General features: G+C 37.1%; 24 protein-coding genes. 15 read left to right on the plus strand and 9 right to left on the minus strand.

Annotated elements, in window-relative coordinates; genetic code table 11:
- Positions 1–45: 45 nt before the first annotated feature.
- Entirely contained in the window at positions 46–723 is a 678-nt protein-coding gene (locus RT723_RS17895; RefSeq protein WP_216055049.1) for a hypothetical protein, read from the minus strand.
- A gap of 93 nt (positions 724–816) precedes the next feature.
- Between RT723_RS17895 and RT723_RS17900 the strand changes: the two genes are divergently transcribed.
- The 3 genes from RT723_RS17900 (at position 817) to RT723_RS17910 (ending at position 5,010) form a co-directional block, all read left to right on the plus strand.
- Entirely contained in the window at positions 817–1,026 is a 210-nt protein-coding gene (locus RT723_RS17900) for a sulfurtransferase TusA family protein (RefSeq protein ID WP_315948514.1), read from the plus strand.
- 20 nt (positions 1,027–1,046) lie between these two features.
- The gene (locus RT723_RS17905) at positions 1,047–2,126 is read left to right on the plus strand and encodes an AI-2E family transporter (protein ID WP_216055051.1); all 1,080 of its coding nucleotides are present in this window, start codon (positions 1,047–1,049) and stop codon (positions 2,124–2,126) included.
- A 208-nt stretch (positions 2,127–2,334) separates the two neighbouring features.
- Complete coding sequence (locus RT723_RS17910; RefSeq protein ID WP_315948515.1) at positions 2,335–5,010, plus strand: CHASE domain-containing protein; 2,676 nt, start codon at positions 2,335–2,337, stop codon at positions 5,008–5,010.
- Positions 5,011–5,072: 62 nt separating this feature from the next.
- Here RT723_RS17910 and bcp read toward each other — a convergent pair whose 3' ends face one another.
- A complete protein-coding gene (gene bcp, locus RT723_RS17915) occupies positions 5,073–5,549 on the minus strand; it encodes a thioredoxin-dependent thiol peroxidase (protein WP_315948516.1) in 477 nt (158 codons plus the stop codon).
- A 71-nt stretch (positions 5,550–5,620) separates the two neighbouring features.
- Positions 5,621–6,172: a glycine cleavage system transcriptional repressor gene (locus RT723_RS17920; RefSeq protein WP_315948517.1), complete on the minus strand. Its 552-nt coding sequence runs from the start codon at positions 6,170–6,172 to the stop codon at positions 5,621–5,623.
- 139 nt (positions 6,173–6,311) lie between these two features.
- On the opposite strand from RT723_RS17920, the gene dapA reads away from it, so the two are divergent.
- The 8 genes from dapA (at position 6,312) to RT723_RS17960 (ending at position 15,277) form a co-directional block, all read left to right on the plus strand.
- Positions 6,312–7,202 carry a 4-hydroxy-tetrahydrodipicolinate synthase gene (gene dapA / locus RT723_RS17925; RefSeq protein ID WP_315948518.1) on the plus strand — a complete coding sequence of 297 codons (891 nt, stop codon included), beginning with the start codon at positions 6,312–6,314 and terminating at the stop codon, positions 7,200–7,202.
- A 16-nt stretch (positions 7,203–7,218) separates the two neighbouring features.
- Positions 7,219–8,274, plus strand: coding sequence for an NlpB/DapX family lipoprotein (gene bamC / locus RT723_RS17930; protein ID WP_315948519.1), 1,056 nt, complete (start codon positions 7,219–7,221; stop codon positions 8,272–8,274).
- Between the two features lie 173 nt (positions 8,275–8,447).
- Complete coding sequence (locus RT723_RS17935; protein ID WP_315948520.1) at positions 8,448–10,190, plus strand: ATP-binding protein; 1,743 nt, start codon at positions 8,448–8,450, stop codon at positions 10,188–10,190.
- A 25-nt stretch (positions 10,191–10,215) separates the two neighbouring features.
- Positions 10,216–12,174 carry an ATP-binding protein gene (locus tag RT723_RS17940; RefSeq protein WP_315948561.1) on the plus strand — a complete coding sequence of 653 codons (1,959 nt, stop codon included), beginning with the start codon at positions 10,216–10,218 and terminating at the stop codon, positions 12,172–12,174.
- The gene (locus RT723_RS17945; protein WP_315948521.1) at positions 12,171–12,806 is read left to right on the plus strand and encodes a hypothetical protein; all 636 of its coding nucleotides are present in this window, start codon (positions 12,171–12,173) and stop codon (positions 12,804–12,806) included. Before RT723_RS17940 ends, RT723_RS17945 begins: the two co-directional genes overlap by 4 nt.
- Positions 12,807–12,812: 6 nt before the next feature.
- A complete protein-coding gene (locus RT723_RS17950) occupies positions 12,813–14,033 on the plus strand; it encodes a phosphoenolpyruvate carboxylase (protein WP_315948522.1) in 1,221 nt (406 codons plus the stop codon).
- 56 nt (positions 14,034–14,089) lie between these two features.
- Positions 14,090–14,347, plus strand: coding sequence for a DUF2999 family protein (locus RT723_RS17955; protein WP_315948524.1), 258 nt, complete (start codon positions 14,090–14,092; stop codon positions 14,345–14,347).
- 216 nt (positions 14,348–14,563) lie between these two features.
- Positions 14,564–15,277, plus strand: a complete 714-nt coding sequence (locus RT723_RS17960) for a pseudouridine synthase (protein WP_315948525.1) — start codon at positions 14,564–14,566, stop codon at positions 15,275–15,277.
- Positions 15,278–15,385: 108 nt separating this feature from the next.
- Here the strand turns inward: RT723_RS17960 and RT723_RS17965 are convergent, their stop codons facing one another.
- The gene (locus RT723_RS17965; RefSeq protein WP_315948526.1) at positions 15,386–16,189 is read right to left on the minus strand and encodes a DODA-type extradiol aromatic ring-opening family dioxygenase; all 804 of its coding nucleotides are present in this window, start codon (positions 16,187–16,189) and stop codon (positions 15,386–15,388) included.
- The gene (locus RT723_RS17970) at positions 16,186–16,545 is read right to left on the minus strand and encodes a DoxX family protein (RefSeq protein WP_315948527.1); all 360 of its coding nucleotides are present in this window, start codon (positions 16,543–16,545) and stop codon (positions 16,186–16,188) included. Before RT723_RS17970 ends, RT723_RS17965 begins: the two co-directional genes overlap by 4 nt.
- Positions 16,546–16,686: 141 nt before the next feature.
- Between RT723_RS17970 and RT723_RS17975 the strand changes: the two genes are divergently transcribed.
- From RT723_RS17975 to RT723_RS17985, 3 genes are all read left to right on the plus strand, one after another.
- Positions 16,687–17,583 (plus strand): LysR family transcriptional regulator, encoded by an 897-nt coding sequence (locus RT723_RS17975; RefSeq protein WP_315948528.1) that lies wholly within the window; start codon positions 16,687–16,689, stop codon positions 17,581–17,583.
- A 157-nt stretch (positions 17,584–17,740) separates the two neighbouring features.
- Complete coding sequence (locus RT723_RS17980) at positions 17,741–18,733, plus strand: transposase (protein ID WP_315948529.1); 993 nt, start codon at positions 17,741–17,743, stop codon at positions 18,731–18,733.
- Positions 18,734–19,282: 549 nt separating this feature from the next.
- Entirely contained in the window at positions 19,283–19,513 is a 231-nt protein-coding gene (locus tag RT723_RS17985; RefSeq protein ID WP_315948530.1) for a DUF6429 family protein, read from the plus strand.
- 230 nt (positions 19,514–19,743) lie between these two features.
- On the opposite strand, the gene RT723_RS17990 is transcribed toward RT723_RS17985, so the two are convergent.
- Entirely contained in the window at positions 19,744–20,229 is a 486-nt protein-coding gene (locus tag RT723_RS17990) for a YybH family protein (RefSeq protein ID WP_315948531.1), read from the minus strand.
- Between the two features lie 196 nt (positions 20,230–20,425).
- Between RT723_RS17990 and RT723_RS17995 the strand changes: the two genes are divergently transcribed.
- The gene (locus RT723_RS17995; RefSeq protein ID WP_315948532.1) at positions 20,426–22,819 is read left to right on the plus strand and encodes a Lon protease family protein; all 2,394 of its coding nucleotides are present in this window, start codon (positions 20,426–20,428) and stop codon (positions 22,817–22,819) included.
- A gap of 78 nt (positions 22,820–22,897) precedes the next feature.
- Here the strand turns inward: RT723_RS17995 and RT723_RS18000 are convergent, their stop codons facing one another.
- The 3 genes from RT723_RS18000 to gloB all read right to left on the minus strand — a co-directional run bounded on the left by RT723_RS18000 (position 22,898) and on the right by gloB (position 26,039).
- Complete coding sequence (locus RT723_RS18000) at positions 22,898–23,464, minus strand: hypothetical protein (protein ID WP_315948533.1); 567 nt, start codon at positions 23,462–23,464, stop codon at positions 22,898–22,900.
- Positions 23,465–23,520: 56 nt separating this feature from the next.
- Complete coding sequence (locus RT723_RS18005; RefSeq protein ID WP_315948534.1) at positions 23,521–25,137, minus strand: lytic transglycosylase; 1,617 nt, start codon at positions 25,135–25,137, stop codon at positions 23,521–23,523.
- Between the two features lie 128 nt (positions 25,138–25,265).
- Positions 25,266–26,039 carry a hydroxyacylglutathione hydrolase gene (gene gloB, locus RT723_RS18010; protein ID WP_315945820.1) on the minus strand — a complete coding sequence of 258 codons (774 nt, stop codon included), beginning with the start codon at positions 26,037–26,039 and terminating at the stop codon, positions 25,266–25,268.
- Between the last annotated feature and the right edge of the window lie 23 nt (positions 26,040–26,062).

The raw sequence follows: 26,062 nt of genomic DNA on the forward strand, positions 1-26,062 counted from the left end.
TAGTTATTAATTAAGTTTAAAACGACGAGTTAGCGTGCGATGAGATTAAAATAAGTCTTTATCTTCTATTTGACTCTTAATTACATCATTCGCTGCAAAATCAGGATTGGTACTTTGTTTACTAAAGGCTTCTTTAATTGTCATACCTTTAACGGCATATACGTTCACTTCTTGTTCTAACATTGAAATGATTTTACATACTACATTGTATGCATGAACGATAAGCGCCATATCAGCGCTGTCGCCATTCTTGTTATTAAAGGCAATAAACTTATGCAGTTGTGGAATCCTTACCAATACTTTCATTTGTGACGGATCCCAAACATCAAACTCCATATTTGGATCACCATTACGGTACTCGTCAATTAGTATGTCTTTGATGTAAGGTAAGGCTATTAGTTCATAACCTTGTGCATTAAAAACATGATAAAGGCAGATCCTAGGTTTTTTAAGTGGTTGAATTAATTCAATGTGGTCGACTTTATTAATATCAATAGTGGGATCAATACCCAAGTTGTCGTAATTCCAATTACGACGATTAACGATTCTTTTATAGGCATTATCAAAGCCATAAGTGATAAAACCTTCGGCTTCTGCAACGGCATTGGCAATCAAGTGAAAGAAGGCTGGAATTTCACCCCAATTAATTTTCTTTTTAAACGCATTAATATCCTTAATTGAAGGATCATCCGGCAATTGTGAATTTTCAGGATACAGTGACATCTAAAATAGTTACTCTTAAAATTACTTTGGCTACAAGTATTAAGTATTGTGGTAAATTAATGAAGTAATAAATAAATATATTAGATTAAATTTATGATATTTGATGGAAAAGGGCTTAAATGTCCTTTGGCATTTGTTAAAGCCAAACAAGGTTTAATGAAAAATAAGTCTAAAGAATTTCTGTTTGATGATGAAATTAGCCTATACAATTTTACTTCTTACCTAGATAATCAAAACATACTCTACCAATCAATAGAATTAGATGATTGTGTAAAGATAAAAGTCGTCGGCGATAAAGTATAAAGTGAAGGAACAATTAAGACATGTTTGATGTATTTAAACAGTGGTACAAGAAAAATTTCTCCGATCCAAACGCAGTGACCTTAATGTTAGTAATTGTGCTTACAGCAGGACTGATTACTTTATTTGGTGATTTGCTCACCCCAGTATTTGTGGCCATCGTATTTGCGTTTTTATTAGAATGGCCGGTAAAAAAAGCCACTCAGTTAGGTTTAAATCGTAACCTGAGTACCACATTAGTTATTACTATTTTTATTGGCATTATGACAACAATATTTGTTATGGCGATACCTGTTATTTGGAAACAGAGCATTGGCCTAATAAAAGAGTTGCCTGACATGATGGTGCATATAAAACGTTATATTTATACCTTACCTGACTTATACCCAAGTTTAGATCCTGCGCTCATTACCAATTTAATCAATAACTTTGACACCAAGTTAGTGTCAGTTCTAGAAAATTCAGTACAAACGATAATGGCCTCATTAACGGATGTTGTTGCTATATTAATCTATTTGATTTTAGTGCCTATGATGGTGTTTTTTATCATTAAAGATAAAAAAGACCTATTAGCGGGTTTTGACAAAATAATGCCAGTGCGCAGACGTTTAATAACCCAAGTGTCCAACGAAATGAATGAACAGATCATCAATTATATACGTGGTAAAATGATCGAATTGTTTATTGTCGGTGGCGCTACCTATATTGCCTTTGCCATTATGGACTTAAGATATGCAGCCGTATTAGGTTTGCTCGTTGGTTTATCGGTGTTAATTCCATATATTGGTGCCGCAGTCGTAACTGTACCGGTTACCGCCGTCGCGTTATTTCAATTTGGATTAACCCCTGACTTTTATGCTGTGATGATAGCGTATGGTGTTATTCAAGCGCTTGATGGTAATTTGTTAGTACCATTGTTGTTTTCAGAAGCAGTAGATTTAAATCCAGTTTACATCATAGTGGCGGTGTTATTCTTTGGCGGGCTTTGGGGTTTTTGGGGCGTGTTTTTTGCCATTCCATTAGCATCATTAGTCAAAGCAGTTATTAATGCGTGGTCAGTGAAAAGCGTGCCTGAAAATATACAGACAGACACGTGCAATTAAGTTAAAAAAGATGTAAAAAAAGGCTCATATATTAATGAGCCTTTTTTGTATTATTTTTCTGAAAATAGATTGAGGTAACTCAATATATATTCATAATTAAAGTATAAGAATTTTCTAATATGATTATACTTGGTATATATTAACGACTAGCTCCATAACGTTAACGTTCAAATTAGCTAATTTATCACTATTTAGGTTTAGGCATTAGATGACAAAGAATTTTAATAATCCATCATCTCCACTTTCGCCGTTTTTCAGATCGTTATTTTTTCCAACACTTGTCCTTATTATGGGCATGTTTTTATCCATTTGGGATCATCTTCAATTTCAAAAAGAAACCAATGATAATATTCAGGTTAAGTTAGATCAGCGCATCGAATACATCAGAGATGGTGTGGCTGAAAAATTTAATTTATATAAATACGGTTTAAAAGGTCTACGTGGCGCAATAGTAAGCGCTGGAGTACAGGACTTTGATTACCTCAAGATGCAAAATTACATTAACAGTCGTGAGCATGAAATTGAATTCCCAGGCGCTAGAGGATTTGGGGTATTAAAAAAAATACCACAAGCTGAAATAAAACAGTTTGTGGTAGATGCAGCACGAGAGAGGCCTGATAAACACTTTCAATTGAAGCAGTTAACTCAACATAATGATGATGTATTTATTTTGCAATATATAGAGCCAGAGATAACCAATAAGCAGACAATCGGGCTTGATATTGCATCAGAACCCACACGGCATAAAGCGGCAATTAAATCCGCATTAAACAACAGTCCAACATTAACCGCACCAATAATATTAGTTGAAGAAGACCAAAGTAAACGCCAGGGTTTTTTATTATTATTGCCGGTTTACAGTCAGAACAAAATTCCTGAAACACCAGAACAACGTATGCAAGTTCTATATGGTTGGGTATCGGCTGTCTTATCTATTGATGAAGTATTAACGTCATTCTCTGGACTTTCTAAAGACGTTAATTTGAAAATTTACGACGTAACTGAAAAAAACGTCAGTGAGTTTTTTTCATTTGGAAAAAATATATCTGAGGTGACACATCAATCTGAAACCACTATAGATCTATTAGGTAGACATTGGATGTTTGAGTTATTGGTGGATGATTCTTATATTGAAACCTTAAATAACTCTGAGTTTAATGAGTCATTTTTTGCCATTATTATTATCACTTTATCTATCGTGCTTATTATTTACATCGTGCAACTGGTTTTTCAACGAAGAAGGTTAGTGATTGACAAAGGCATTGAACAAGAAAATATATTAAAACTAGCAAATCAGAATTTGGAACGTAAAGTCAATGAACGCACGTTAGAGATCACCAGATTAAGTTCATTACAAAAAAGCATTCTAGAAGCCGCCAGTTATGCCATTATTGCGACGACAAAAGAAGGCATGATAATGGCTTTCAACCCAGCCGCTGAAAAATTATTAGGTTATAAAGCCAGTGACGTTATTGGAAAAATAACACCAGCACAATTTCATATTGAACAAGAAGTGGTAATAAGGGCATTAGAATTAACGGAAGAGCTCGGGCAAGAAATTAAACCTAGTTTTGACGTGTTTACGATCAGAGCTAGTTTAGGGTTGCCAGAATTGAATCGGTGGACTTATCGAACTAAAAGCGGTGATGAAATACCAGTAAATTTAAGCATTACCGCTTTAACGGATGGCAATAACCAGCAAATCGGATTTTTAGGCATAGCCTATGATCTTACTGAGCAAATTAAACAACAAACGGCATTAGCTAAAGCAAAAGAGATTGCAGAGAAAGCGAACCGCTCTAAATCAGAATTTTTAGCTAATATGAGCCATGAAATTCGAACTCCAATGAATGGATTATTTGGAACCTTACAATTATTAGAAAACAAAGCACTTGATGAGGAAGGAAAAAACTTATTAAGTAAAGCAATCTACTCGACTAAGTCTTTAACGACCATCATTAACGATATTTTAGACTTCTCAAAGATTGAAGCTGGCAAGTTTGCACTTGAAATCATTCCATTTAGTTTAACTGAGTTAATCGATAACTTAGCGACTGGATTAGAAATTGAAGCTAATAATAAAAAGATAAATTTAGAGATTATCAATAACATTGAAGATGACTACTGGTTTGGCGATCCAACTAGAATAAGCCAAATATTAATAAATATATTATCCAATGCCATTAAGTTTACTACTGAAGGGATAGTCAGTGTAGAAGTCATGCAAGATAAGGGGACAGAAGGCGTTGTATTCACAGTTATAGATACGGGTATTGGGATTAGTGATGAAGCGCTTCAGCGGCTGTTTGAGCGGTTTGAGCAAGCGGATAATTCAACCACCAGAAAGTTTGGTGGTACTGGACTCGGGTTGGCTATCAGTGATTCTTTAGTAAAGTTAATGAATGGCAAAATAGGCGTTGAAAGCACATTAGGACTCGGTAGTAAATTTACCATTCAAATACCATTAACCCATGCGAATGAAAGTCAAATAAACTCACCTAATGCAGTAATTGAAGCGTTAAATTTACAAGACAAAACCATTTTAGTTGCCGAAGATAATGCGATTAATCAGCTGGTTGTGGTTACTATGTTAAAACAAACTAACGCTAGAGTAGATGTGGTAGATAATGGTCAAAAAGCAATAGACTATTGTTTAGAAAATCGTCCAGATCTCATTTTAATGGACATTCAAATGCCAGAAGTTGATGGCGTAGAAGCATGCACTGAGATTAAAAGTAAAAATAAAGATCAAAAAGTTGTGGCGCTAACCGCTAATGTATTTACCGAAGAGCGAATACAATATGAATTATTATTCGACGGCTATTTGGCTAAACCGATAGAAAAGCAGGCATTATATAAAATGTTATCAACCCTAATAACCTAGTGCCGTTTAGCACATACAATAAAGGCTCATTATATAAAAGAGCCTTTTTTGTATATTAGGTATTATTTTGCTAATTCGTTTAATACCTCTAATACCACTTCATGATGGTCTTTAGTTTTAAACTTGTTAAAGAAATGCGTAATTGTGCCATCTTGGCCAATAAGGAAACTAAGGCGATGAATGCCATCGTACTCTTTGCCCATAAACTTTTTTAGCCCCCACACACCAAACTCATCCGCAACTTTGTGATCTTCATCTGATAGTAGAGGGAAGTTTAACTCGTCTCTTTCTGTGAACTTAGTTAATCGTTTAACCGCATCAGGACTGATCCCAACTGCAACTGTATTTAATTGATCCAATTGCGTTTTTACGTCTCTTAGATTTTGTGCTTGAACGGTACAACCTGGGGTCATCGCTTTTGGATAAAAATAAACGAGAACTTGTTTGGTTTTTAATGTTTGGGCTAAATCAAACACGTCGCCATTTTGGTCTTCTAGTTTAAACATAGGGGCTTTATCGCCAACATTAAGTGTATTCATAATTTTCTAGCCTATTGATGGTTATATTTTTGTGTTCAAAATTGGTTTATTAACTGAGCGTGTGATGATTGTTATTGCTCTATGGTGATTGGATTAAAAGAGCATGTCATTGCTAAATTTTTACATAAAGCTTCGCAGCCTGAAATCACGGTATCTAACAGTAATTTATCTGCCAAATCGATTCTAATTTCGGCCACTTGCCAATCTTTGCCGTCTTTTTGTGTTGCTTTTGATTTTAAACTACTGATACCCACTTTATGTTCAGCAAAAAAGCTAGTGATCTGGCGAATGGTGCCTGAGCTGTCAGGGCCATCAAATACCACTTGATATTGTGCTCTTTCTAAACCTTTATGCGTGGCGGTACGTTTCATCATCGTCAGTAAATTAAGTGACATAGCTAATGGTGGTAATTGCACTTCTAATTTTGTTAATGAAGTATTGTCACCGGCAAGCAGCATTATCATGGTGAATTCGCTGCCAAAAATGGCCATTTTACTGTCAAGTATGTTGCATTTACATTGAGTTACTAAGCCCGTTAGTTGACTAACTAAGCCCGTTCTATCTTTACCTATAACAGTAAGTACTAAATGTTGGGTGGGAGTATTGGAAAACGGCTGGGTCATTATCTAAAAGTCACAGTATTGATTGTATTATATCGGGCAAGTTTAACATATAAGGATAAAAACACACCAGAAGGTTGAAAGACGCTTGTTTTGTTATCACTGCCTGAGTAACATAGCCGGCTTAATATCAGGAGGGATCATGTCGTCCACAGTAATTAATAATTTTTCAGGTTGTTTTGTCGCATTAATCACACCTATGTTCGAAAACGGTGATGTGGATTATATGGGCTTAAGAAAATTGGTTGATTGGCATATAGCCAGTGGTACGGATGGCTTGGTCATCTTAGGTACTACTGCAGAAACAGCCACATTAACTGAGCAAGAACAAGCTCTTATATTGGACGTTGCCATTGAACAAAATCAAAAACGCGTACCAATTATTGTTGGAAATGGTTCAAATTGCACCCGCTCTATGATTGAGAAAACAAAACAGTTAGATAAACTGGATATTGACGGCTATCTAACGGTAACACCTTATTATAATAAACCTAGCCAAAAGGGCATGGTTGAGCATTTTAAAGCCGTTGCTGGCGCCACGACAAAGCCAATCATTATATATAACGTACCATCACGTACCGGTGTAGACTTATATAACAAAGCGGTTTTTGAATTAATGGAAGTTGAAAACATTGTTGGTATCAAAGACGCAACAGGCGATTTATCTCGTGTTACAGCGATGAAACAACAAGACCCTTCATTTCTATTATTCAGTGGCGATGACTTAACATCACAACATTATGTTTCTCTTGGTGGTGATGGTGTTATTTCGGTCACCGCCAATGTTGAACCAGAACTAATGCACAAAATGGTTAAGGCAAGTAAAGCGGATAACCAAAAAGAGGCTGAGTTATATGATGAAAAACTTTGTTTATTACATCGTGATTTATTTATTGAGCCAAATCCAGTACCCGCTAAATGGGCGTTAAAAGAAAAAGGACTCATTTCTAGCGATATGGTTCGATTACCTTTGTTAACGATGGAACCAAATAACCATCAGACCATCAAACTAGCTCTACAACACGTAAATTAGTCATTCGGAGTACTAAGTGAATTTTATCAAATTAGCAGCTGTAACAGTTGTATTATCGTTTACCACAGCTTGTGTATCATTTTTTGATGAGCAAAAAAACGAGCAAACAGACCGAAAGTCTGCCTTGGTATTACCTGAAGGATTTAGTGATCCTAAAAAGAGTAAAGAATATGATTTACCCGTTGTTGAGTCTTCAGCCGATACAGATGGCGAAATGACATCACCAACCACGGTATTAGTTATTTTTGACGGGAGTTGGTTAGACGAACAAGATACTCATCCTGCAAAAATTAAAGTAGAGAAACCAGAATTAGTAGAAAACTTTGCTAATTTCATCGACGAAGGCATTCAGTCTTTTGCAGAGCAAAATAACCTCACGTTAACAAAAAACGCTAACGGTTATCTCGTTGAGCAACTTATTGTTGAAGACGACGGTTATTGGTTTATAGAAGATTTAGTTGAAGTTGAACGTTTTTCTTACAACGTGGTTGTTAATTTAAACGAACAAGGTCGTAGCGGAGATGTAGCTATCGACATGTTAGATTACCAAAAAATAAGCCAAGACTTAGCGCCAAACCACGCAGTACGTTATAGAAAAGAAGCATTAGCCGCAGAAACGTTAAACAACTTAATGTTGGAACTGGACTATATCTATCGTGTTAAATTGTTGAAAGAACGTGCGTCGTTAGATATCACCTTAGCGTTAGTTAAAAATGTTTCTGGTAATTACGTGATCAGATCACAACAAGACATTAAATATGTATGGTCACAAGTAGACGATATCATTGAAGAGCTTGGTTTTGATATTGAAGAGTCAGACAAAGACTTGCATATATTTGATGTTGTTTATAACAAAGCCAGCGACTCTATATGGCATCGTTTATTCTCATCAGATTACTCAGGTAAATTAGATATTGAGCCTGGTGAATATGAGGTGGCACTGACCACAAGTACCACAGGTGTGAATATCAGCTTCCGCTCTAAGAAAGGTACATTCTTAGACCAAACAAGTATGGAACAACTATTCCAGTTAATGCTAGAAGTGGTAAAAGACGAAGAAGCTGAGCTTTAATTTCTAGAAAATTAACATAGTAAAATTCAGGCGCTCATTGAGCGCCTTTTTTGTTTTTAACCAAGACTCGGCGACTAATTATACATTCAATTCAAATTGGGATCTTAATCGGATCTTTTGCTTGAAAATAAGCACTTTAGCCCTTATAAACAGCTTAATAACTATAATGAGTCATGAAGACATTCAGAGAGCCTATGCCTGCTTTAAATCGAATTATTTTAATCAATACCCACATGAGTGGCATCGTAGAATTAAAACTAAATGGTCACACCAATATTTGCGGCACAAATGCCTCTGGTAAAACAACATTACAACGACTGATCCCTGTATTTTATGGTGAGTATCCAAGTCGAGTTGTGCCTGCTACTCGTGACAGTTTTGAGCGTTGGTATTTGCCAACAGAATGCAGTTACATTATTTATGAATATTTCAGAGACAATGACGAAACTTGCCAAGTTGTATTAAGTTCTGGCGGTACGGGTGTTGATTTTCGATTGATCGCAAAAGGCTTTGATATTGAAGATTATGCCAAAGCTTCATTAACCGATGAGCGTCATGTTATTCCACCAAAAGAATTAAGCCGCGACATTAAACGCCAAGGCATTATTTGTAGCCGCATATTAAATACCAAAGAATACAAAGCCATTATTCAAAATGATCGCAGCGTGTTATCCACCAATCGTGATTTACCGGGCTTAGCGCGTTTATTTAGTTTGTGCGAACAAAACGCCAACTTACGCCATATAGAAAAACTAGCCAAAGCAGTGCATTCCAAAGAAGGAAAAATGGAAACCATTAAAGCTATGGTTGCCGCTATTTTGGAAGAAGACGGTGTACAGCCGGGCGAGACGAAACTTAGCCACAATAAAGTAGAAGAGTGGATACGTGAATGTAAATTAATTAAAGGCTTTGAAGATATTCGCCCTGAGTTCAGTAAATTAGAACAAGCGCATTTTGAGTACGGTGAAAACAATCAAAGATTGGCTCAGTTAAAACAACAATATTCGTTAGACCTTTCTAAAGTAGCGCAAACCATTGCAGAAAATGAAGCCTTGTTAGAAGAAGTGATCTTAACCATTAAGCAATCTGAAGCAACGTGGTCAGAACAAAGAGACAGCTTAAACCAAACCTTATCTTCAGCCAAAGCTGACAGTCGTAAACTAGAGTCTGAGTTAGACGCGGTAGAGCAGCAATACGATGATTGGCAAGACAAAAATATTGATGAGTTAAGTCAAAACCTTGAAAACTTTCCGCGTTGGAAAAACGAACTTGAAACCAATGAGTCTCGTTACACCCTGTTAACGGAGAAACATCAAGATATTGAAGCCAGTTTTCACAAACGTAAAAGTGAAGTACAAGAACAACATAATCAAGAGTTAGAAGGGTATAACGAGCAAAAAGACGATGCCCGAGATCAACTCTCAAGCAAAAATGCAGAGCAACAAACGCAACTATTAAACACTCAACAAAAATATAAAGATCAAATAGCGGCGACTAATGTTGATTATCAAAATCAGCAACATGAATTAAAAAACCAGATCACCGAAATTAATACTTTGGCGAACAATGTAGGTTTCACCAATCAAGAACAAAACCAAGTGGACATCTTTGAACATACCATCAAAGAAGCCTCAAGCATTGAAGACAGTTGTCGTGACCGTTTACGCCAAGCCAATAACGAATTAAGCCAAGCAAAAATGGCTAGAGACAAAGCCAATAAAGAGCTTGAACAAACCCGTAAACAATTTGCAGAACAACAAATACGGGTAGAACAAACAGAGCAGTTATTGTACCCAGGTCAAAATACCTTATTGGAGTTTTTACGTCGTGAAAAGTCAGGTTGGGAGTTTGAGTTAGGTAAAGTTATTCATCCTGATCTCATTAAAACGTACGGACTTACATCCAAGTTTAGCTAATGCGGATGACAAAAGTTTATTTGGTATTGTACTTGAGTTAGGCAGTGTTCCACAGCCGGATTATGCAGAGTCTGAACATGAACTGAAAAGTCGTTTGGAACAAGAGCAAGAAAAACTAAGCAATATTATTGCTGCACAAGACGTGGCCGAAGCTAAATTAGTTGAAACCAACAAAACCGTACGCAACGCAGAAATGCTGCAAACTAAGATCAGCACAGAGTTAAACAATGCGGAATTAAGCCGTAAACGTGCACAACAAGATAAAGACGATACGTTAAAAGAGTTTCATCAAGCTCTGCAAGAACGTAAACAAGGTTACACCAGTAAACTGGCTAAACTTAAGTCAGACAGTCAGAAGTTAACCTTGTTACAACAAGAAGCGATAGAAGAGCTACAAGACCAACAGCGCGAAGCTGAAATGGAGCTTAGTTCGCATTGGCAATTGGTGATCAACGACATTCAACAACAATTGGCGCAAGTGGAAACCCACATTGCACAATGTCGTAGTTCATTAAAACAAGAACTATCAAAATTGGATAACTGGTTAAAAGACGAGTTAGCTAACCGTGGTGTAGACGTTGATGTAATAGGTCAGTTAAAGCGTGATATCACTAAGTTAAAACAAGACATTCAAACAACTGAAAAGAACAGTCACTTAGTGTCTGAATACAAACATTGGTACAACACCTATTACATGGGCCATAAAGTGAAATGGCAAGAGCAACTTGCTGATGTGCGCAAACAAGTCAGTGACACCACCCGTGAATTAGAGAAACAACAAACCACCTATAAACAAAATGTTGAGTTAGCTAAGTCGAAACAAATTCGATTTGAGAAAAGCTTAAAAGAAGCTAACGAACACGAATTTGAATTAACTAACATTAGTAAGCAGTTAGTAAAAATAAAACTGCCAACAGCTGAAGTGAACCAAGACAACAGCTCTATCTCCCAACGTATTAATGAAGGTCAAACACGTTTAGCAAAACGTGAGGAATTAACCGCCGACATTAAAGCGTATGTAGAACACTTTGACCAAAAGATTGCAGCGCAATCAGGAACTGGTTTTTACGATACATGGGAACACAGCCGTGCCGAGTGCTCTGTGGTTAACGAACAAGGCATACGTTCACTGGATCATATTCGTTTGGTTGGGCATTTGGACCGTTTCATAAATGAATTAGTCCCTCAACGTGTCAACGGTATCCGTGAACAAGGTCGTATATTTGGTTTAGCCTTGTCTGAATACTATAAGTTGTTAAAAGACATAGAAGGGCACATAGGTGGCCAAAGTAAGCGCATCAGTAAAGAAGTTGATGAAGAGCTGTTTTTAGATGGCGTGTCTGAGTCTGCGGTTAAAATACGCTCTAAAATTAGTGAGCTTGAATTCTGGCCTGAACTCCAACAGTTTAACCAATTGTATACCGACTGGATCAGTGAAGGTGCCCATGACTTACCAGGGGACGATTACGCCTACAGTATGCGCCGTGTGATGGATATTTTAGGTCGTTCTGCGTTAACTGGGGGCATTAGTAAGTTATTGGATATAGAACTGCATATCAAAGAAGGCAACAGCGACTTAGTTATCCGTACAGACAGACAATTAAACGAGTCTTCAAGTCACGGTATGGCGTACCTTATTTTATGTAAATTCTTATTGGCCTTTACCCGCTTATTACGTGGTAACAGCAAAACAGTTATCCATTGGCCAATTGATGAATTAGGCACGTTACATCAGAGCAACATCAAAAAGATATTTGATGCCTGTCAGAATAACAATATCCATGTTGTTGGTGCGTTCCCAAATCCAGAGTCAGAAGTTTTGACCTTATTTGAAAACCGCTACTTAATAGATAAAAACAAAAAACAATTACAAGTAGTTCAACCTAAAGTGAGCGCGATTACTAAGTTGTTAAAATCCAAAAGCTCTGGTGCAGAAAGCACTGATGCCAAACAAGTTGATACAACACAAGGAGCAGGCGCATGATCACAGAACAAGGTCGAGTATTAGAGTTATTGTTGTCGGGTCAATTTGTTTGTGCCACTACCGACGAAGATGCATTTCGTTATTTGCAGTCCAGTGTTAATAGAGAGCTGGTGGATCAACAATTAAATGTGCTTAACCGCCATCTATCCAGTGCCGCTGACGGAGAAGTGTATTTCTGTTCTTATCAGTCTATTGGTGAAACCGAGCGTAAGGTATTGGCAACGCAATTTAACGACATATCAAGTAACTTATTACCTTTGATTGAATGGTTATTGTTAGTGCAAGAAACCATGGGCACAGACGTACCGTTAACCCAAGGCACGTTAATACGTTTACAAGAAGTGCAAACCGTTGTTGAAGACACACCGGCTTATGCTGAGCAGCTTGGTAAAATATCTCGTTATGCCATGTTTGGTTCAAAAGCCAACGAGTTAGATTCGCAGCTTAAACTCATCTTTAAACGTTTGGTTGAGTTAGGTTATTTGGTTCGTCCCAATATGGATAAACAAATTTACTGTGCCACCGGCAAGATTGATTATTTATTTGATGTACTTAAGTTTATTGACGAGACAGAAAACTTGTCGTTATCTGAACGTGCTGAAGACTCTATAAACCAATCAAGTTTATTGTAGGCAACCATGAATATTAACTTAAATAAGTCAGGGGTTAGCTTACTTAACGCGCTGAGTAATCATTCTGAATTGATCATGCAGGCGTATTTTAGTGGCAGTGTTAACGAAGCTGAATATTCACCCAACATCATACAAAGCTTAATTGATTTAAAAGTATTATGGCGACCTGAGTCGGATGTGCAATTACGTTTGCGCCCGTCACTTAGAACCTTATTAGAAGAAAGCCTACAAGATGAAAGCAATCGTCAGATTGATGCCAATATTGGTAACTTATTAGCCACGTTAACCACCCAAGCGGAACATTACAAAGAAGCCTTAGCACATCAAAAATATCATGAGTCCCAAGCGCATTTGTCAGATTTAACAGAACATGTATATACGTTAACGGAAACCTTATCGACTAACGTACGTTTGTTATGGTCGCGTATAAGCAATGAGTTTGGTTATGTCAGTTCGGTGGATGCCAAAATACGTGAAAACGAATTAGCACAAACGCAAGTAACCGACATGTTAAATCAATTGTCTATGTTCCACTTTGACGCGTTAAGCCAGTTGGCTGGCAGTCACAGAGAGTTACGTCATTTATTGGTGATAACTTTACAGTCAGCCTTTGCAACCAGCACTCAAGAGCTGAGCTTAGTGCAAAGTAAGTTACTTGAACTGTTAGGTCGATTTAGAGAGTTCAAAGGCCGTACCCGCTTGCTTAAAGGCTTTATGTTACACATGGAGCAAAAACCAGACTTTACACCCGTTAATTACTCTACTTTATCTCAAGTACCAAGCTTGTTTAACCGTGCAGATGGCATTATTAAAGTCGCAGCACCAGATATACATAATGTTGAACATGAATTTGAATTAACTTCTTTGGTTAATAGCTTACGTACGGTTAATCGATTATGGCAAGGTAAACTTAACCGTGAAGTGGCCAACCCGTTAATTCTAGAACAAGAAACGTCGGTGTCATTGGAAGAAGACTTGTTAAAAAATGCAGTAGAAAATTATTTTTGTGAAGTAATTGATTCGGGACAAAATACCCGAGCATTGGATTATTATAACAATCACAATTTAACCTTTGATCAAGAAGTGTGGATTTACCAAGTACTTGGTGCCTTTCAAGGATTACCCGACAGCGAACGCCAGTACTTTGATATCGATTTAGAAGGTGTACCGCACCAAGTGTTTGATGGTAACTTTATCATTCAAGACATTGAATTAGGTTTGCGCTAACACTGAACATATCGGGTTAGCACCATAAAAATATAGTTAATCACATAGGAATACCCATGAACCCAATTATCCAAATATTAAAAGAATTTAATGTAAGCCAAGAACAGATCAACGACTTGTTTAAAACCTTAACAGAAAACCCAATGGCCGCAATGATGACCATTCAGCAGTTAGGTATTCCACCAGAAAAGCTGCAATCGTTAATGGGTTTAGTGATGACAAATCCTGGGCTGATTAAAGAAGCGGTTGACGAGTTAGGTTTAGATTTTTCAAAAGTAGAACAAGCAAAAGAAGCTTTAAACAAAGAGAAGTAAATGAGGTTAGAGCTGCGAGAGTCGAGCTACGAGCTACGAGAGTCGAGTTACGGGTTTCGAGTTACGGGTTTCGAGTTGAGAGCTATGAGTCAAGAGCTTAGCTAATCAATCAGCCGTTGGCACTTATTGCTAACGGCAATTCATCTTATTATTAACCCATTTAAACTGTTAATTTATGAGCTACCTGTTTAAGAGCTACCAATTTACGAGCTTAGTATGCGCCTAGATAAATTCATCTGTAAAAGTACCCACTTTACTCGTGCTGAAGCTAGAGCGGCTATTCGTGATGGGCGGGTAAAAGTAAATGGTTGGTACGACTGTCACGAAGCCACACAAGTGCATGAAAACAATGTCATGACCTTAGATGGTGAAATACTGCAAGCCCGTGCGTCACGTTATTTAATGTTGCATAAACCGGCAGGTTTTGTCAGTTCAAATGTCAGTGGCCGTTATCCGTCTTTATTTAACAATTTAACCCATGATGATGACAATTTGCATATACAAGATGTTGAAAACTTACATATAGCAGGGCGCTTGGACGCAGATACCACAGGATTAGTCTTGATCACAGATGATGGTCGTTGGTCTTTTAATGTCATATCACCAGCGCGTGAATGTGAAAAAGTGTACCGAGTCAATTTAAGAGATCCAATAACAGAAGACGCCATCAAACAGCTAGTTAATGGTGTGTTATTAAGAGGCAGTGAACAACTCACACTTCCAGCAAAACTAACCGTAGTGAATGAAAAAGAAGTGTTGCTCACCATAACCGAAGGTAAATACCATCAAGTAAAACGCATGTTTGGTGCAGTACGCAACAAAGTATTGGCATTACACCGTGAAAAAATAGGGCCGTTAAGTTTAGATGTTCCATTGGGACAATGGCGTTATTTAACGGCAGAAGAGGTTGCTTATTTTTATGATGAGTAGAAGCAGCTATAAGCCTTAACTTTAGCTGACACGACTCATCAGTAATGTTTATTAAGGCTTTTTATTTGTTGCCGTTTATTAGGGATGACTTTACCGATTGTTCTGTTATCACCACATAAATGCCGATATTTTTCTATTAAACAAATAGTCACTAAATACTCTCGTTGCAGGGGTATTTTGTTTCATAGCGGCACCAAAACAAACGTGCATTGGTAATAAATGTTCTTCTCTGGCATGACATGCACGGGCTGAGGGCGCTTGCTCCCATTGAATTAAATCTTGTTTAGATTGCTCCATGTCATTAGCGGTTAATGTTTCATTGAGCCAATTATCAAACTCTATGCTCTCTTCTAAGGAACCTCTAAAGTTATGGAATGACATTCCCGAGCCAACAATCAACACGCCTTGTTTTCTAAGTGTTGATAACGCTTCACCAATCTTGATATGTTCTTTAGGGTTTAAAGAGCGTAACAAAGACATTTGAACCACTGGTATATCTGCATTTGGATACATCAACATTAATGGAACAAAAGTACCGTGATCATAGCCTCTATTCATGTCTAAGTTAGACTTAATACCCTTAGCTTTAAATAAGTCAGCAATTTGATTTGCAACCTTAGGCTCACCAGATGCAGGATATTGATATTGGTAAGTCTCTTGCGGAAAACCGCCATAATCATAAATCATACCTGGCTGAGGCGATGACGAAATACTAACATTGTGAGATTCCCAATGTGCCGTGATCATTAAGATCACTTTTGGAGTTTCAATGTTGTTATGGATTTGGCTTAAATACGCAATCAATTCTTTGTGATCTGCATCACCAAGAAGCGGCATAGGGCCGCCTCCATGGGGAATGTATATAACAGGCATCAAAGCAGATTGAGCTTGATTTGATGTGTTTATATTCATTCTATTATTTGTTCCTTACGGCGATTAACGATTATATTAACTAATAGTATAGCTAAAACAATAGCTGGTACTGCGTTAGCTGCACCGTCATAAACTAAGTGGAAGTAAATTGCACCTCCCATAATAGCGACTAACCCCGAAGCTGCATAAAGACTGAACTTTTTAAACCAAACCCCTATAGCGCCTGCAAATTCACTGGCACCAATAAAGTAACCAAACCAAACCGGTAAACCCATAGCGGCAAATGACATATGCATTTGTTCAACACCGGCTAATTTAGCTATTCCAGCTGCGGCAAAAGCAAATGTAACTAAACCTAATGATCCGTACATTGCATATTTTTTAATTTTACTCATGTTATTACTCCAGTATATTTAAGTTAGATAAACCAAGTGTTGGCTTAATCAGTGGAGGAATATTAAAGGGTGTAGAGGTAAATAAATATTGAATGTTTTTGCATAAAATGTAAATTAAAAGTTTACATCGTGGAGGGGCTAATGAAACTTGATCAACTTACTATGTTTGTTAACGTAGCAGAGCTAGGTACATTGAGCTTAGCTAGTGCAAAGTTACACAAAACACAACCGGCAATCAGCCAAAGCATTCGACAGTTAGAGTCGTCTTTTAATCTAGCCTTATTTAACCGAACAGGCTATCGATTAGAACTGACAGACGCCGGAAATGTATTGTATCAAAAGGCAATCCACCTTTTAGACGAGGCGACCGCATTACAGCAAGTTGCAGAAAATATAGCGCTAGGTAATGAGATCAGTATTACCATTGCAATCGAAGCTTCGTTTAATTTAAAAGGCATTTTGCCACTATTGGAAAATGTGCAGGCGCAGTTTCCAGATACTCAAATCATAATTAAACAAGAGTATCTAACTGGCGCTATTGACGCGATAAATAATCAAGATGCCACTTTGTGCATCAGTCCGCAGTCTCATATTATGCAAGTTGACTCTCAAACAGAAGGGCACTTTTTAACTAAAGGAACTTTATTAAATGTAGCCTCACCGAGATTAATTAGCAGACACCCTAATCTAACAACTCGAAAAGAGTTGTTAAATGAATATCAAATCATTGTACAAGACTCAGGTACAGGCTCTAAAAATAAAGAGTGGGGTGTGCAAGAGGGTCAACGTAGGTGGTATGTAAATGACTTCTCGACTAAAAAAATGTTAATAGAAAGTGCAATGGGCTGGGGCAAACTGCCAGATTATATTGCCGAGCAAAGTTTGAAAGATGGAAGACTGGCGTTATTAAAGTTAACGGACGCTCGTAACGAAGTTCAGATGGACTATCACATTATGAAAAATAAATCTAAAACGTTAGGGCCGGTAGCCCAGGCTGTTTGGCAGCAATTTAAACACTATACTTTTAATCGTTTTTAAAACTTCTTTTTGCCATAAAATTCAAAGGTTATGAAATCTTATATGGACCTTTTGCTGATTGATGATAAACAAAATAACAAGGCCACCCACCTCAATTTGACAGTTATTTAAACTGCACTAGACTTGTTTGTACCTATATTGATACATGGGGGTTATTATGCCTAGACCCAGAGAATTTCAAATTAGCTTATCGGATACGCCGTATTATCACTGTATCTCTCGTTGTGTTCGTAAGGCATTTTTATGTGGTGAAGATAAACAAACCCATCAATCTTATGAGCACAGAAGACAATGGGTAGAAGATAAGCTGTTATTTCTCCCTCAAATATTTGCTATTGAAGTCTGTGCTTATGCAGTCATGAGTAACCACACACACCTTGTATTGCATGTAAATGAACAGCAAGCACTTAACTGGAATACAACAGAAGTTCTAACTCGTTGGCATAAGGTGTTTAAAGGCACATTACTGACACAAAAATATCAGTCCTTAGCAGAAAATGAACGTGATACGTTAAGTCAATCAGAGCTTCTAGCCATAGAGCAAACCACCGTTATTTACAGAAAACGCCTAATGGACATAAGTTGGTTTATGCGCGTGTTAAATGAAGGTATAGCAAGACAAGCGAATAAAGAAGATAACTGCACAGGGCGATTCTGGGAAGGACGTTTCAAATGCCAAGCCCTCTTAGATGAGTCAGCCTTACTTGCCTGTATGGCATATGTAGATTTAAACCCAGTAAGAGCCAAAATAGCAACCACACCAGAAAACTCTAATTACACCAGCGTAAAGCAACGCATTAAACATATAATCCAAAACCAACAACAACCAAGCACATTAAAACCATTTGTTGGTAACTCAAGAAAAGATATGCCAAACGGTATTCCTTTTGAACTAAATGAATACATAGAATTAGTAGAGGTGACAGGACGTTGCATAAGAGAAGATAAAGCAGGGCATATAAACAACAACCTACCAAGTATACTCACACGCTTAAGCATAGAGCCTGAGAGCTGGTTAATAATGACCAAGCAATTCACCAAAGTATTCCATGGTGCAGTAGGTAATGAGCATGTATTACAAAACCTCAGTGAGAACTTACAACTAAAACGACGACCAAACTTATCGAGTTGTAGAAGATTGCTAGCTTAATACCCAAAAAAGCCAGTAAAAAAAATAACCAAAAAGACAAAATATCAAATCAGAATCCACTGAGATAAGTGCATATCTAACATTCAACCCAAAAGTTAAAAAATAGCCAACAAGACGAGTGAAAACGTACAATTACACTCAATATTTCAAATTAAACTTCGATTAAAAATCTAGAACTTATTTTAAATTTACAAATTGTTTAAGTTTAATTTAAGGTGGGTGGCAATGTTATTTTTCAAATTAAACTTCGATTAAAAATCTAGAACTTATTTTAAATTTACAAATTGTTTAAGTTTTATTTAAAGTGGGTGGCAATGTTATTATTCAACCCAAAAGTTAAAACAAGCCAAAAAGACGAGTAAAAGCGTACAATTACACTCAATATTTCAAATTAAACTTCGATTAAAAATCTACAACTTATTTTAAATTTACAAATTGTTTAAGTTTCATTTAAAGTGGGTGGCACTGTTATTTTTTAAGTTTCATTTAAAGTGGGTGGCACTGTTATTTTGTGTTATTTGGCAATGTTATTTTGTTTAGGAGTTAATAATGGATATTGATGAAGATAAAATAGATGAAGCAGCATTGGCTTTGATGTATCTCACATTGCATGACCATTATCGAGTTTGGAAGCAGATTGACTGGGAAGTAACTAATAGGTTACATGACAAAGGTTTAATATGTGATCCTGTAGGTAAAGCCAAATCAGTTGTATTAACAGACGAAGGTCTTAAGCAATCTGAAGAGTTGTTTAATAAGCTATTTTCAAAAGATAAATAGTAGACTGGGCTTATAACTAGCTAAGTTATAAAAAGTTAACAGTGACACCCACTTTAAAACTTGCACATTAAAACTAAGCTGTTGTTCTTACTTTTTCTATTGCATCAAGCTTTGCTTAATTAATAGCTATATTATTAACGAGAAGCTGAGTTTTTAGTAACTCGCTTCTCGTACTTTTCTTTACAACTAGTTGCGACGACATTCTTCCTGCTTATTACTGGCTTGTGCGCTTACTGAGCCGCATCCCATTCTTGTTGAGTTGCTTTGGATTTTTGATTTTCCATCATGATCAACCATTTACCGTTCTTTTTAACGGATAAGGTCGTTAAGTGAGCGATAAAATCTTCAGTTACACCTTCGTCATCAGTGGTGCTGTATTTGAACATGCCGGTTTCATGGGCGGTATTGTCACTAACAAATCGTTTAGTCCAGACAAACTTTACACTGGCTTTCATCTTTCCATTTTTTGTGTCGTCAAAACCTTGTTTCCAACGAGCGAGTGCTTGTTTGATTGAATAACTGTTTTTACTAAATCCGCTCACTAAAATGGCATCTTCATGATATCCCGCGCTGTATTGTTCAAAATCACCGTTAATGACGGTTTCAGACAGCTGTTGCCAAAATATATCTAATTCTTTGGTGGTGTTGTCATTGGCCGTTACGGTTGAAGTGATAAGCAGTAACGCCATGCATAAGAAAGTTTTAAGATTAATCATATTTATTGTTCCCATTAAAATATAAACCTTGTATCTCGTTTTATAACATTGTCTGTAAACGATTGTTAGTTTTAGATTAAATATGCATTTTTATGTGGTTTGGTTAACAAAGTTATTTTGAAACCAATGCGTTTTTAGACAATTCAATATAGACTAAGGTTATAAACCTACCATTTGGATATGTATCTCTATTACCATGGAATTAAATAAAGCATTTCGCCTTAGTCATGATCTTCTAGGCCCAACTCTTAATTCAGAAACGATAAAAAAATTGATGCTGTCAGAGGTAGACGTCAATATTAATTTTATTGGCCAAAAAAGGGCGCAGCACGCCTTAGAATTTGGTTTAGACATGAACATGACAGGTTATAATTTATTTGTCATGGGTGAGCCTGCTACAGGCCGTCACACCTTAATAGATAACCATTTAAAACAAGTGGCTAAAATTAAAAGCACGCCACATGAATGGTGTTATGTAAATAACTTTGACGATACGCGTACCCCAAACTATATCCGTTTAGCCGCAGGGGAAGGCAAACAATTTATTGCTAAAATAGAATCCTTTATTGATGATTTATTGGATACCTTCCCATCGGTTTTTGATAATCCGTCTTTTCAAAGAAAAAAACGTGTTATTGAGCGCGAATTTAATGACAAATACGAAAAAGCGTTAGAACAGGTAGAATCAAAGGCATTAGAAAATGGCTTGGTATTATTTGAAGAAACGGGTGTCGTTAGTTTTGCTCCTGTGGTTCAAGGCAAACCTTTAACCGATGCAGAGTTTTCCCAATTAAAAGAAGAACAACGCCAGCAGTTTTATGTACGGATTTCTGAGTTAGAAGTATTCTTAAATGAAAAACTATTAGAGCTACCACAATGGAAACGTGAAGCGTCGGAGAAACAACGTAAATTAAGTAAAGAGACCATAGAAAATGCGCTGCGTCCGTTATTAAAAGACTTAGAGCATACTTATGCGGCTGACATAGGGGTTATTAGATACTTTAAAGAGATGCACGATACGTTAGTTGAGTTAGTACAAGAATGGCTAGCCGATGAAGCGGACGAAGAAAAAAACAAAGAAGATGTAGACGTTAGACAAGTCCTTGAAGATCAACTTATTCCCAATGTATTAAATGTGCGTACCAGCGGTGATGGCGCCCCAATTGTTTACGAACCTAACCCTTCATTTCAGAATATATTTGGCCGTATTGAATACAGTTCAGTGCAAGGTTCTGTGTATACCAGTTACAGAATGATACGCGCAGGGGCTTTGCACAAAGCCAATGGTGGTTATTTGTTGATTGAAGCCGATAAATTAATGCAGCAACCTGCGGTTTGGGAGTCTTTAAAGTTGGCGTTAAAAAGCCAAGAAATAAAGATGGAAACCCCTACAGGCGAAGCCAATATAGTTAATGCCTCGAGTTTAACGCCACAAGCAATCCCAATGGATATAAAAGTAATTTTAATGGGCAGTCGTGAGTTGTATTACTTAATGCAAGAATATGACAACGAGTTTAACGAACTGTTTAGGGTATTGGCGGACTTTGAACATTTCATACCGTTAAACGACAAAGTGCAATTTGGTTTTGTGCAAAAAATAAAACAGTATGCCTCTGAACATCATTTAGAAATATCCGCCGATGCGGTAGAAGAATTATTTAAATTTAGTTTTAGACAAGCGTCACATCAGCACAAATTATCTGCCCGTTTTGCCGATGTATTAGAGTTATTAAGCGAGTCTCAATTTTACGCTAAACGTGATGGTGACACAGAGATCCACCAAAATCATGTGATCAAATCATTAGAAGGTAAACAGTATCGTACTGGGCAAATTAGTGAGTCGTTTTTGGAAGATATCCAAGAAGGACAAATACTGATTGATACCTGTGGTTATCAAGTGGGTAAATTAAATGGATTAACCGTGTTAGAAATAGGCGATACGGTATTTGGTACTCCCGCACGTATTTCAGCCACTGTGTATGCGGGTTCAAACGGTGTAGTTGATATTGAACGTGAAGTTGAACTTGGTAAAGCCATTCACTCCAAAGGGGTAATGTTACTTAGTGGTTATTTGGGCAGCAAATACGCTCAAGATTTTAGTTTGTGTTTTTCTGCCAATATTGCACTTGAGCAAAGTTATGGTCATATAGATGGTGATAGCGCAAGTTTGGGTGAAGTTTGTGCATTAATTTCTGCCATTACACACATTCCACTAAATCAATCTATCGCGATCACAGGTTCCATTAACCAACATGGACAAGTGCAATCTATTGGTGGAGTGAATGAAAAAATCGAAGGCTTTTTTAAACTGTGTTTAGCCAGAAAGTTAACCGGAGAGCAGGGCGTAATTATCCCTAAAACCAACTGCATCAATTTAGTGTTATCAACGGAAGTGATCAATGCAGTCGAAGCTGGCCAGTTTCACATCTACGCCGTCGATGAAGTGGATGACGCATTAACTATCTTAACCGACAAACAGGCTGGGGTTTTATCTTCAAGAGGGCGCTACCCAAGAGATTCGGTTAATGGTATTGCCGCACAACGCTTACAACGCATTGCGGATATTGTTAATGGCGAAGATGGTGAATAAACAACAGAGTACTTCCACAAACAGCCACAAAAAAAGCCGATAGTTCGGCTTTTTTTGTGTTAATAATATCTGTATTAATTACTTATTAAATTCACACTCTTTTTTATCGTCAGAGTCTTCTTCAAATTCATCACAAGGGTCTTTACTGGTATTAATACCTAAACTTGCAACTAGGCCATCTACCGATATTTCAGTAATGCCATCGTCATCAAATTTGAAGTTAATTTGAGCTAAGGTATGCTGAAAGAAATAATCTTTGCCATCAATAGTTAAAATATAATCGCCTTTGACGGGTTTATTTAACACTTGTTTTTTTAGGCTAAAATTATGCTCACCTAAAGTCAGCGTGAAACTTTTAAATTGATCCTTAGAAAACTCTTGTATCCATACATAATTATTACTTTTTAATAACACCGCAAAAGAATAACTTTCCGGTTGACCAGATACCGCAAAGGATTGACTACCAACAACAAAGGTATGATCAAAATCTTTATGGCTATAAGACAAAGGAAAGTCTACTTCTTTCACCGCCCCAGAAGGGAAAGTGAGTTTAAGTTTACCGTCTAAACTAAAGTCAGCAAAACTAGGTACACTTGTTAACAATAACGTAGTGATAAATACCAAACGTGAAATAGTTTTTAACATTGATTAACTCTTCGTGTAATTAAGTTTTATGTTGATAAATATAGACGATATTTAAACTAAGTTCTTGTAACGTCTACATATAATTTTAACGACTGGCCAGGTCTAATGTATTTCTTTAAGTCTAATTGATTCCATTTTGCGATGTCGACTACTTTGACTTTGAACTTTTGTGCGATTCTGGCTAATGAGTCACCGTTTCTTACCTTGTAGGTAATGGCACGCATCACTGCACTTTCAGCTTGGTGTTTTGTAGTTTGGTTTTTCCAAATAACCAGCTCTTGACCCGGCATGATTGGATCCGTAGGCGCTATGCCGTTCCATTTAGCCAGGCTACGAATGTTGACGTCGTATTCGCGGCTAATATCCCACATGGTATCGCCAGATTTAACCGAGTGTTTTATTTTGGTAGAACCACGTTTTTTATTTTGTGTTTTTGTTAAACGATTATCAGCCGTTAAGCTGTATTCATCAAGGGCTTTGGTTGATGTTGGGATCAATAACGCTTGGTTCACTCTGATGATGTTACTTTTAATGTCATTTACATCAATTAACACACTTAATGACGTATTAAATTTTTCTGCAATGCCACCTAAAGTATCACCCGATTTCACCACATAACGCTGCCATGACATACGTTCGTTTTTAGGTAATTCAGCCAAGTTTTGCTTGAAGATGTCAACTTTTTCAACAGGTACTACAAACTTATGTGGCCCTTTAGGATCCGTGGCCCATTGGTTGTAACCTGGATTTAATCTGTGTAATTCGTTTAACTCTAGTTCAGCAAGTTGTGCCGCTTTAGCTAAGTCAATTTGGCCTTTGGCATCAACAATTTGAATATGCGGTTGATTTTTAATTGGTGTCCAACTGATCTCAAATTCTTGATGACGTTTTAATAAGTCGGATAATGCTAATAATTTAGGTACATAACTGGTGGTTTCTTTAGGTAAATCTAATGACCAAAAATCCGTAGGTAAATGTTTTTTACGATTACGTTTAATTGCTCTTAAAACTCGACCTTCACCTGAATTATAAGCGGCGATAGCATTTAACCAATCACCATCTAAGGTTTTATGTAAGAAAGATAGGTAATCCAGTGCGGCTTTAGTTGCCGCAACAACATCACGACGTCCGTCATACCACCAAGATTGTTTTAATTTGAAACGGTTGCCTGTGCCTGGCACAAACTGCCATAAACCCGATGCACGACCATGAGAGTAGGCAAATGGGTCAAAAGCACTTTCAACGATAGGTAATAACGCCAGTTCAATTGGCATTTGGCGTTTTTCAATTTCTTCAACAATGAAAAACAAAAAAGGTTCAGCACGTGCGGCAATACGTTTGAAGTAACTTGGGTGTTTGGCATACCAATTTCGTTCGGTAACCACTTGGCGGTTTTGCGGGATGTCGATACTTAATTGGCTTTCAATACGCTTCCAAACATCTTCAAATACAATCACCTCTGGCTCTAAGTCCATAGGTTCATTGCCTTCAATCAATGCGGATAAAGTAAGTGCATCTACGACATCTTCTGGTACGGCTAAATTAGTTGGGGTTGATACAATTTCAGTTTGTTCTGACTTGCCTGACTGAACAGCACTACAGCCTGATAAAATCGTTAAAAAGGAAATTTGAATGATTGTTTTTTTTAGTGACAGCGTTTTTAGTTTTATCATATATACACAGATTATTTTAAGTAAAAAGGTGACTCATGTGGTTTTGATATACAGGTGAAAACCTTGAGCCATAAAGACCTGAAGATAGTAACTTAATAATTAAACAATGGCTACGATTGAAGTTGACTTTAAAACTTGTCTTTCCACTTCCTTAAATAGGTAAAACACTCAACGTCAGTTATCGAGCCCTTTAGGTTAAAGTGTTTGATAACGGCTTGTTTTATCGCAGGATCAAAGCTTCTTAAAAATGGATTTATGTCTAATTGAGTTGATAATACCGTTGGAATAGTGGCGATATTTTCCGATCGTAATTGTGTCGCGCTATTGTTATAGGCAATCAAGTCTTGGTTTTCTGCATTAACTGTTAAGGCAAATTTTAGATTGGCTAGGGTGTATTCATGTGCACAATACACAATGGTGTGTTTATCCAAAGCCGATATACGGGTTAATGATTGGTGCATTTGTTCAGGGCTACCTTCGAATAAACGGCCACAACCAGCCGAAAAAAGCGTGTCACCAACAAATAGACTCAGTTGATCAAAGTAACAAATGTGATCGATGGTATGACCCGGCACTTCCATGACGGTTAAGGCAATATTTAATTGGGGTAGAGTAATTTGGTCATTATCTTTGCATGGTTTATTGACCATAGGGAACCGTTCTGTGCTTGGCCCGTAAACGTTAATATTGTTATAGGTGTTTAATAAGGTATCAACGCCACCTATATGATCGGGATGATGATGAGTGAGTAAGATATCAGTTAAGGTGTAATTATGTGTTTGTAAAAAATCAATAACGGGGCTGGCATCGCCCGGATCAACAATGGCACAATATCCTTCTTTATTCACAATCGCCCAAAGGTAATTGTCAGAAAATGCTGGAATGGCGATAACTTGGTACATAAAAAGCCTATACTATTGTGAAT

This window comes from Psychrosphaera aquimarina (genome assembly GCF_032461525.1).
In the GTDB taxonomy this organism is placed as follows: Bacteria; Pseudomonadota; Gammaproteobacteria; order Enterobacterales; family Alteromonadaceae; genus Psychrosphaera; species Psychrosphaera aquimarina.

Excerpts from the sequence above, each read along its gene's own strand:
- bcp (WP_315948516.1), bottom strand. The coding sequence starts at position 5,549 with ATGAATACACTTAATGTTGGCGATAAAGCCCCTATGTTTAAACTAGAA.
- RT723_RS17965 (WP_315948526.1), bottom strand. The coding sequence starts at position 16,189 with ATGAATATAAACACATCAAATCAAGCTCAATCTGCTTTGATGCCTGTT.
- RT723_RS18005 (WP_315948534.1), bottom strand. The coding sequence starts at position 25,137 with ATGATAAAACTAAAAACGCTGTCACTAAAAAAAACAATCATTCAAATT.
- RT723_RS17980 (WP_315948529.1), top strand. The coding sequence starts at position 17,741 with ATGCCTAGACCCAGAGAATTTCAAATTAGCTTATCGGATACGCCGTAT.
- RT723_RS17945 (WP_315948521.1), top strand. The coding sequence starts at position 12,171 with ATGATCACAGAACAAGGTCGAGTATTAGAGTTATTGTTGTCGGGTCAA.
- RT723_RS17985 (WP_315948530.1), top strand. The coding sequence starts at position 19,283 with ATGGATATTGATGAAGATAAAATAGATGAAGCAGCATTGGCTTTGATG.
- RT723_RS17895 (WP_216055049.1), bottom strand. The coding sequence starts at position 723 with ATGTCACTGTATCCTGAAAATTCACAATTGCCGGATGATCCTTCAATT.
- RT723_RS17960 (WP_315948525.1), top strand. The coding sequence starts at position 14,564 with ATGCGCCTAGATAAATTCATCTGTAAAAGTACCCACTTTACTCGTGCT.
- RT723_RS17995 (WP_315948532.1), top strand. The coding sequence starts at position 20,426 with ATGGAATTAAATAAAGCATTTCGCCTTAGTCATGATCTTCTAGGCCCA.
- RT723_RS17920 (WP_315948517.1), bottom strand. The coding sequence starts at position 6,172 with ATGACCCAGCCGTTTTCCAATACTCCCACCCAACATTTAGTACTTACT.
- RT723_RS17990 (WP_315948531.1), bottom strand. The coding sequence starts at position 20,229 with ATGATTAATCTTAAAACTTTCTTATGCATGGCGTTACTGCTTATCACT.
- RT723_RS17910 (WP_315948515.1), top strand. The coding sequence starts at position 2,335 with ATGACAAAGAATTTTAATAATCCATCATCTCCACTTTCGCCGTTTTTC.
- RT723_RS18000 (WP_315948533.1), bottom strand. The coding sequence starts at position 23,464 with ATGTTAAAAACTATTTCACGTTTGGTATTTATCACTACGTTATTGTTA.
- dapA (WP_315948518.1), top strand. The coding sequence starts at position 6,312 with ATGTCGTCCACAGTAATTAATAATTTTTCAGGTTGTTTTGTCGCATTA.
- RT723_RS17900 (WP_315948514.1), top strand. The coding sequence starts at position 817 with ATGATATTTGATGGAAAAGGGCTTAAATGTCCTTTGGCATTTGTTAAA.
- RT723_RS17975 (WP_315948528.1), top strand. The coding sequence starts at position 16,687 with ATGAAACTTGATCAACTTACTATGTTTGTTAACGTAGCAGAGCTAGGT.
- RT723_RS17935 (WP_315948520.1), top strand. The coding sequence starts at position 8,448 with ATGAAGACATTCAGAGAGCCTATGCCTGCTTTAAATCGAATTATTTTA.
- RT723_RS17970 (WP_315948527.1), bottom strand. The coding sequence starts at position 16,545 with ATGAGTAAAATTAAAAAATATGCAATGTACGGATCATTAGGTTTAGTT.
- RT723_RS17955 (WP_315948524.1), top strand. The coding sequence starts at position 14,090 with ATGAACCCAATTATCCAAATATTAAAAGAATTTAATGTAAGCCAAGAA.
- gloB (WP_315945820.1), bottom strand. The coding sequence starts at position 26,039 with ATGTACCAAGTTATCGCCATTCCAGCATTTTCTGACAATTACCTTTGG.
- RT723_RS17950 (WP_315948522.1), top strand. The coding sequence starts at position 12,813 with ATGAATATTAACTTAAATAAGTCAGGGGTTAGCTTACTTAACGCGCTG.
- RT723_RS17905 (WP_216055051.1), top strand. The coding sequence starts at position 1,047 with ATGTTTGATGTATTTAAACAGTGGTACAAGAAAAATTTCTCCGATCCA.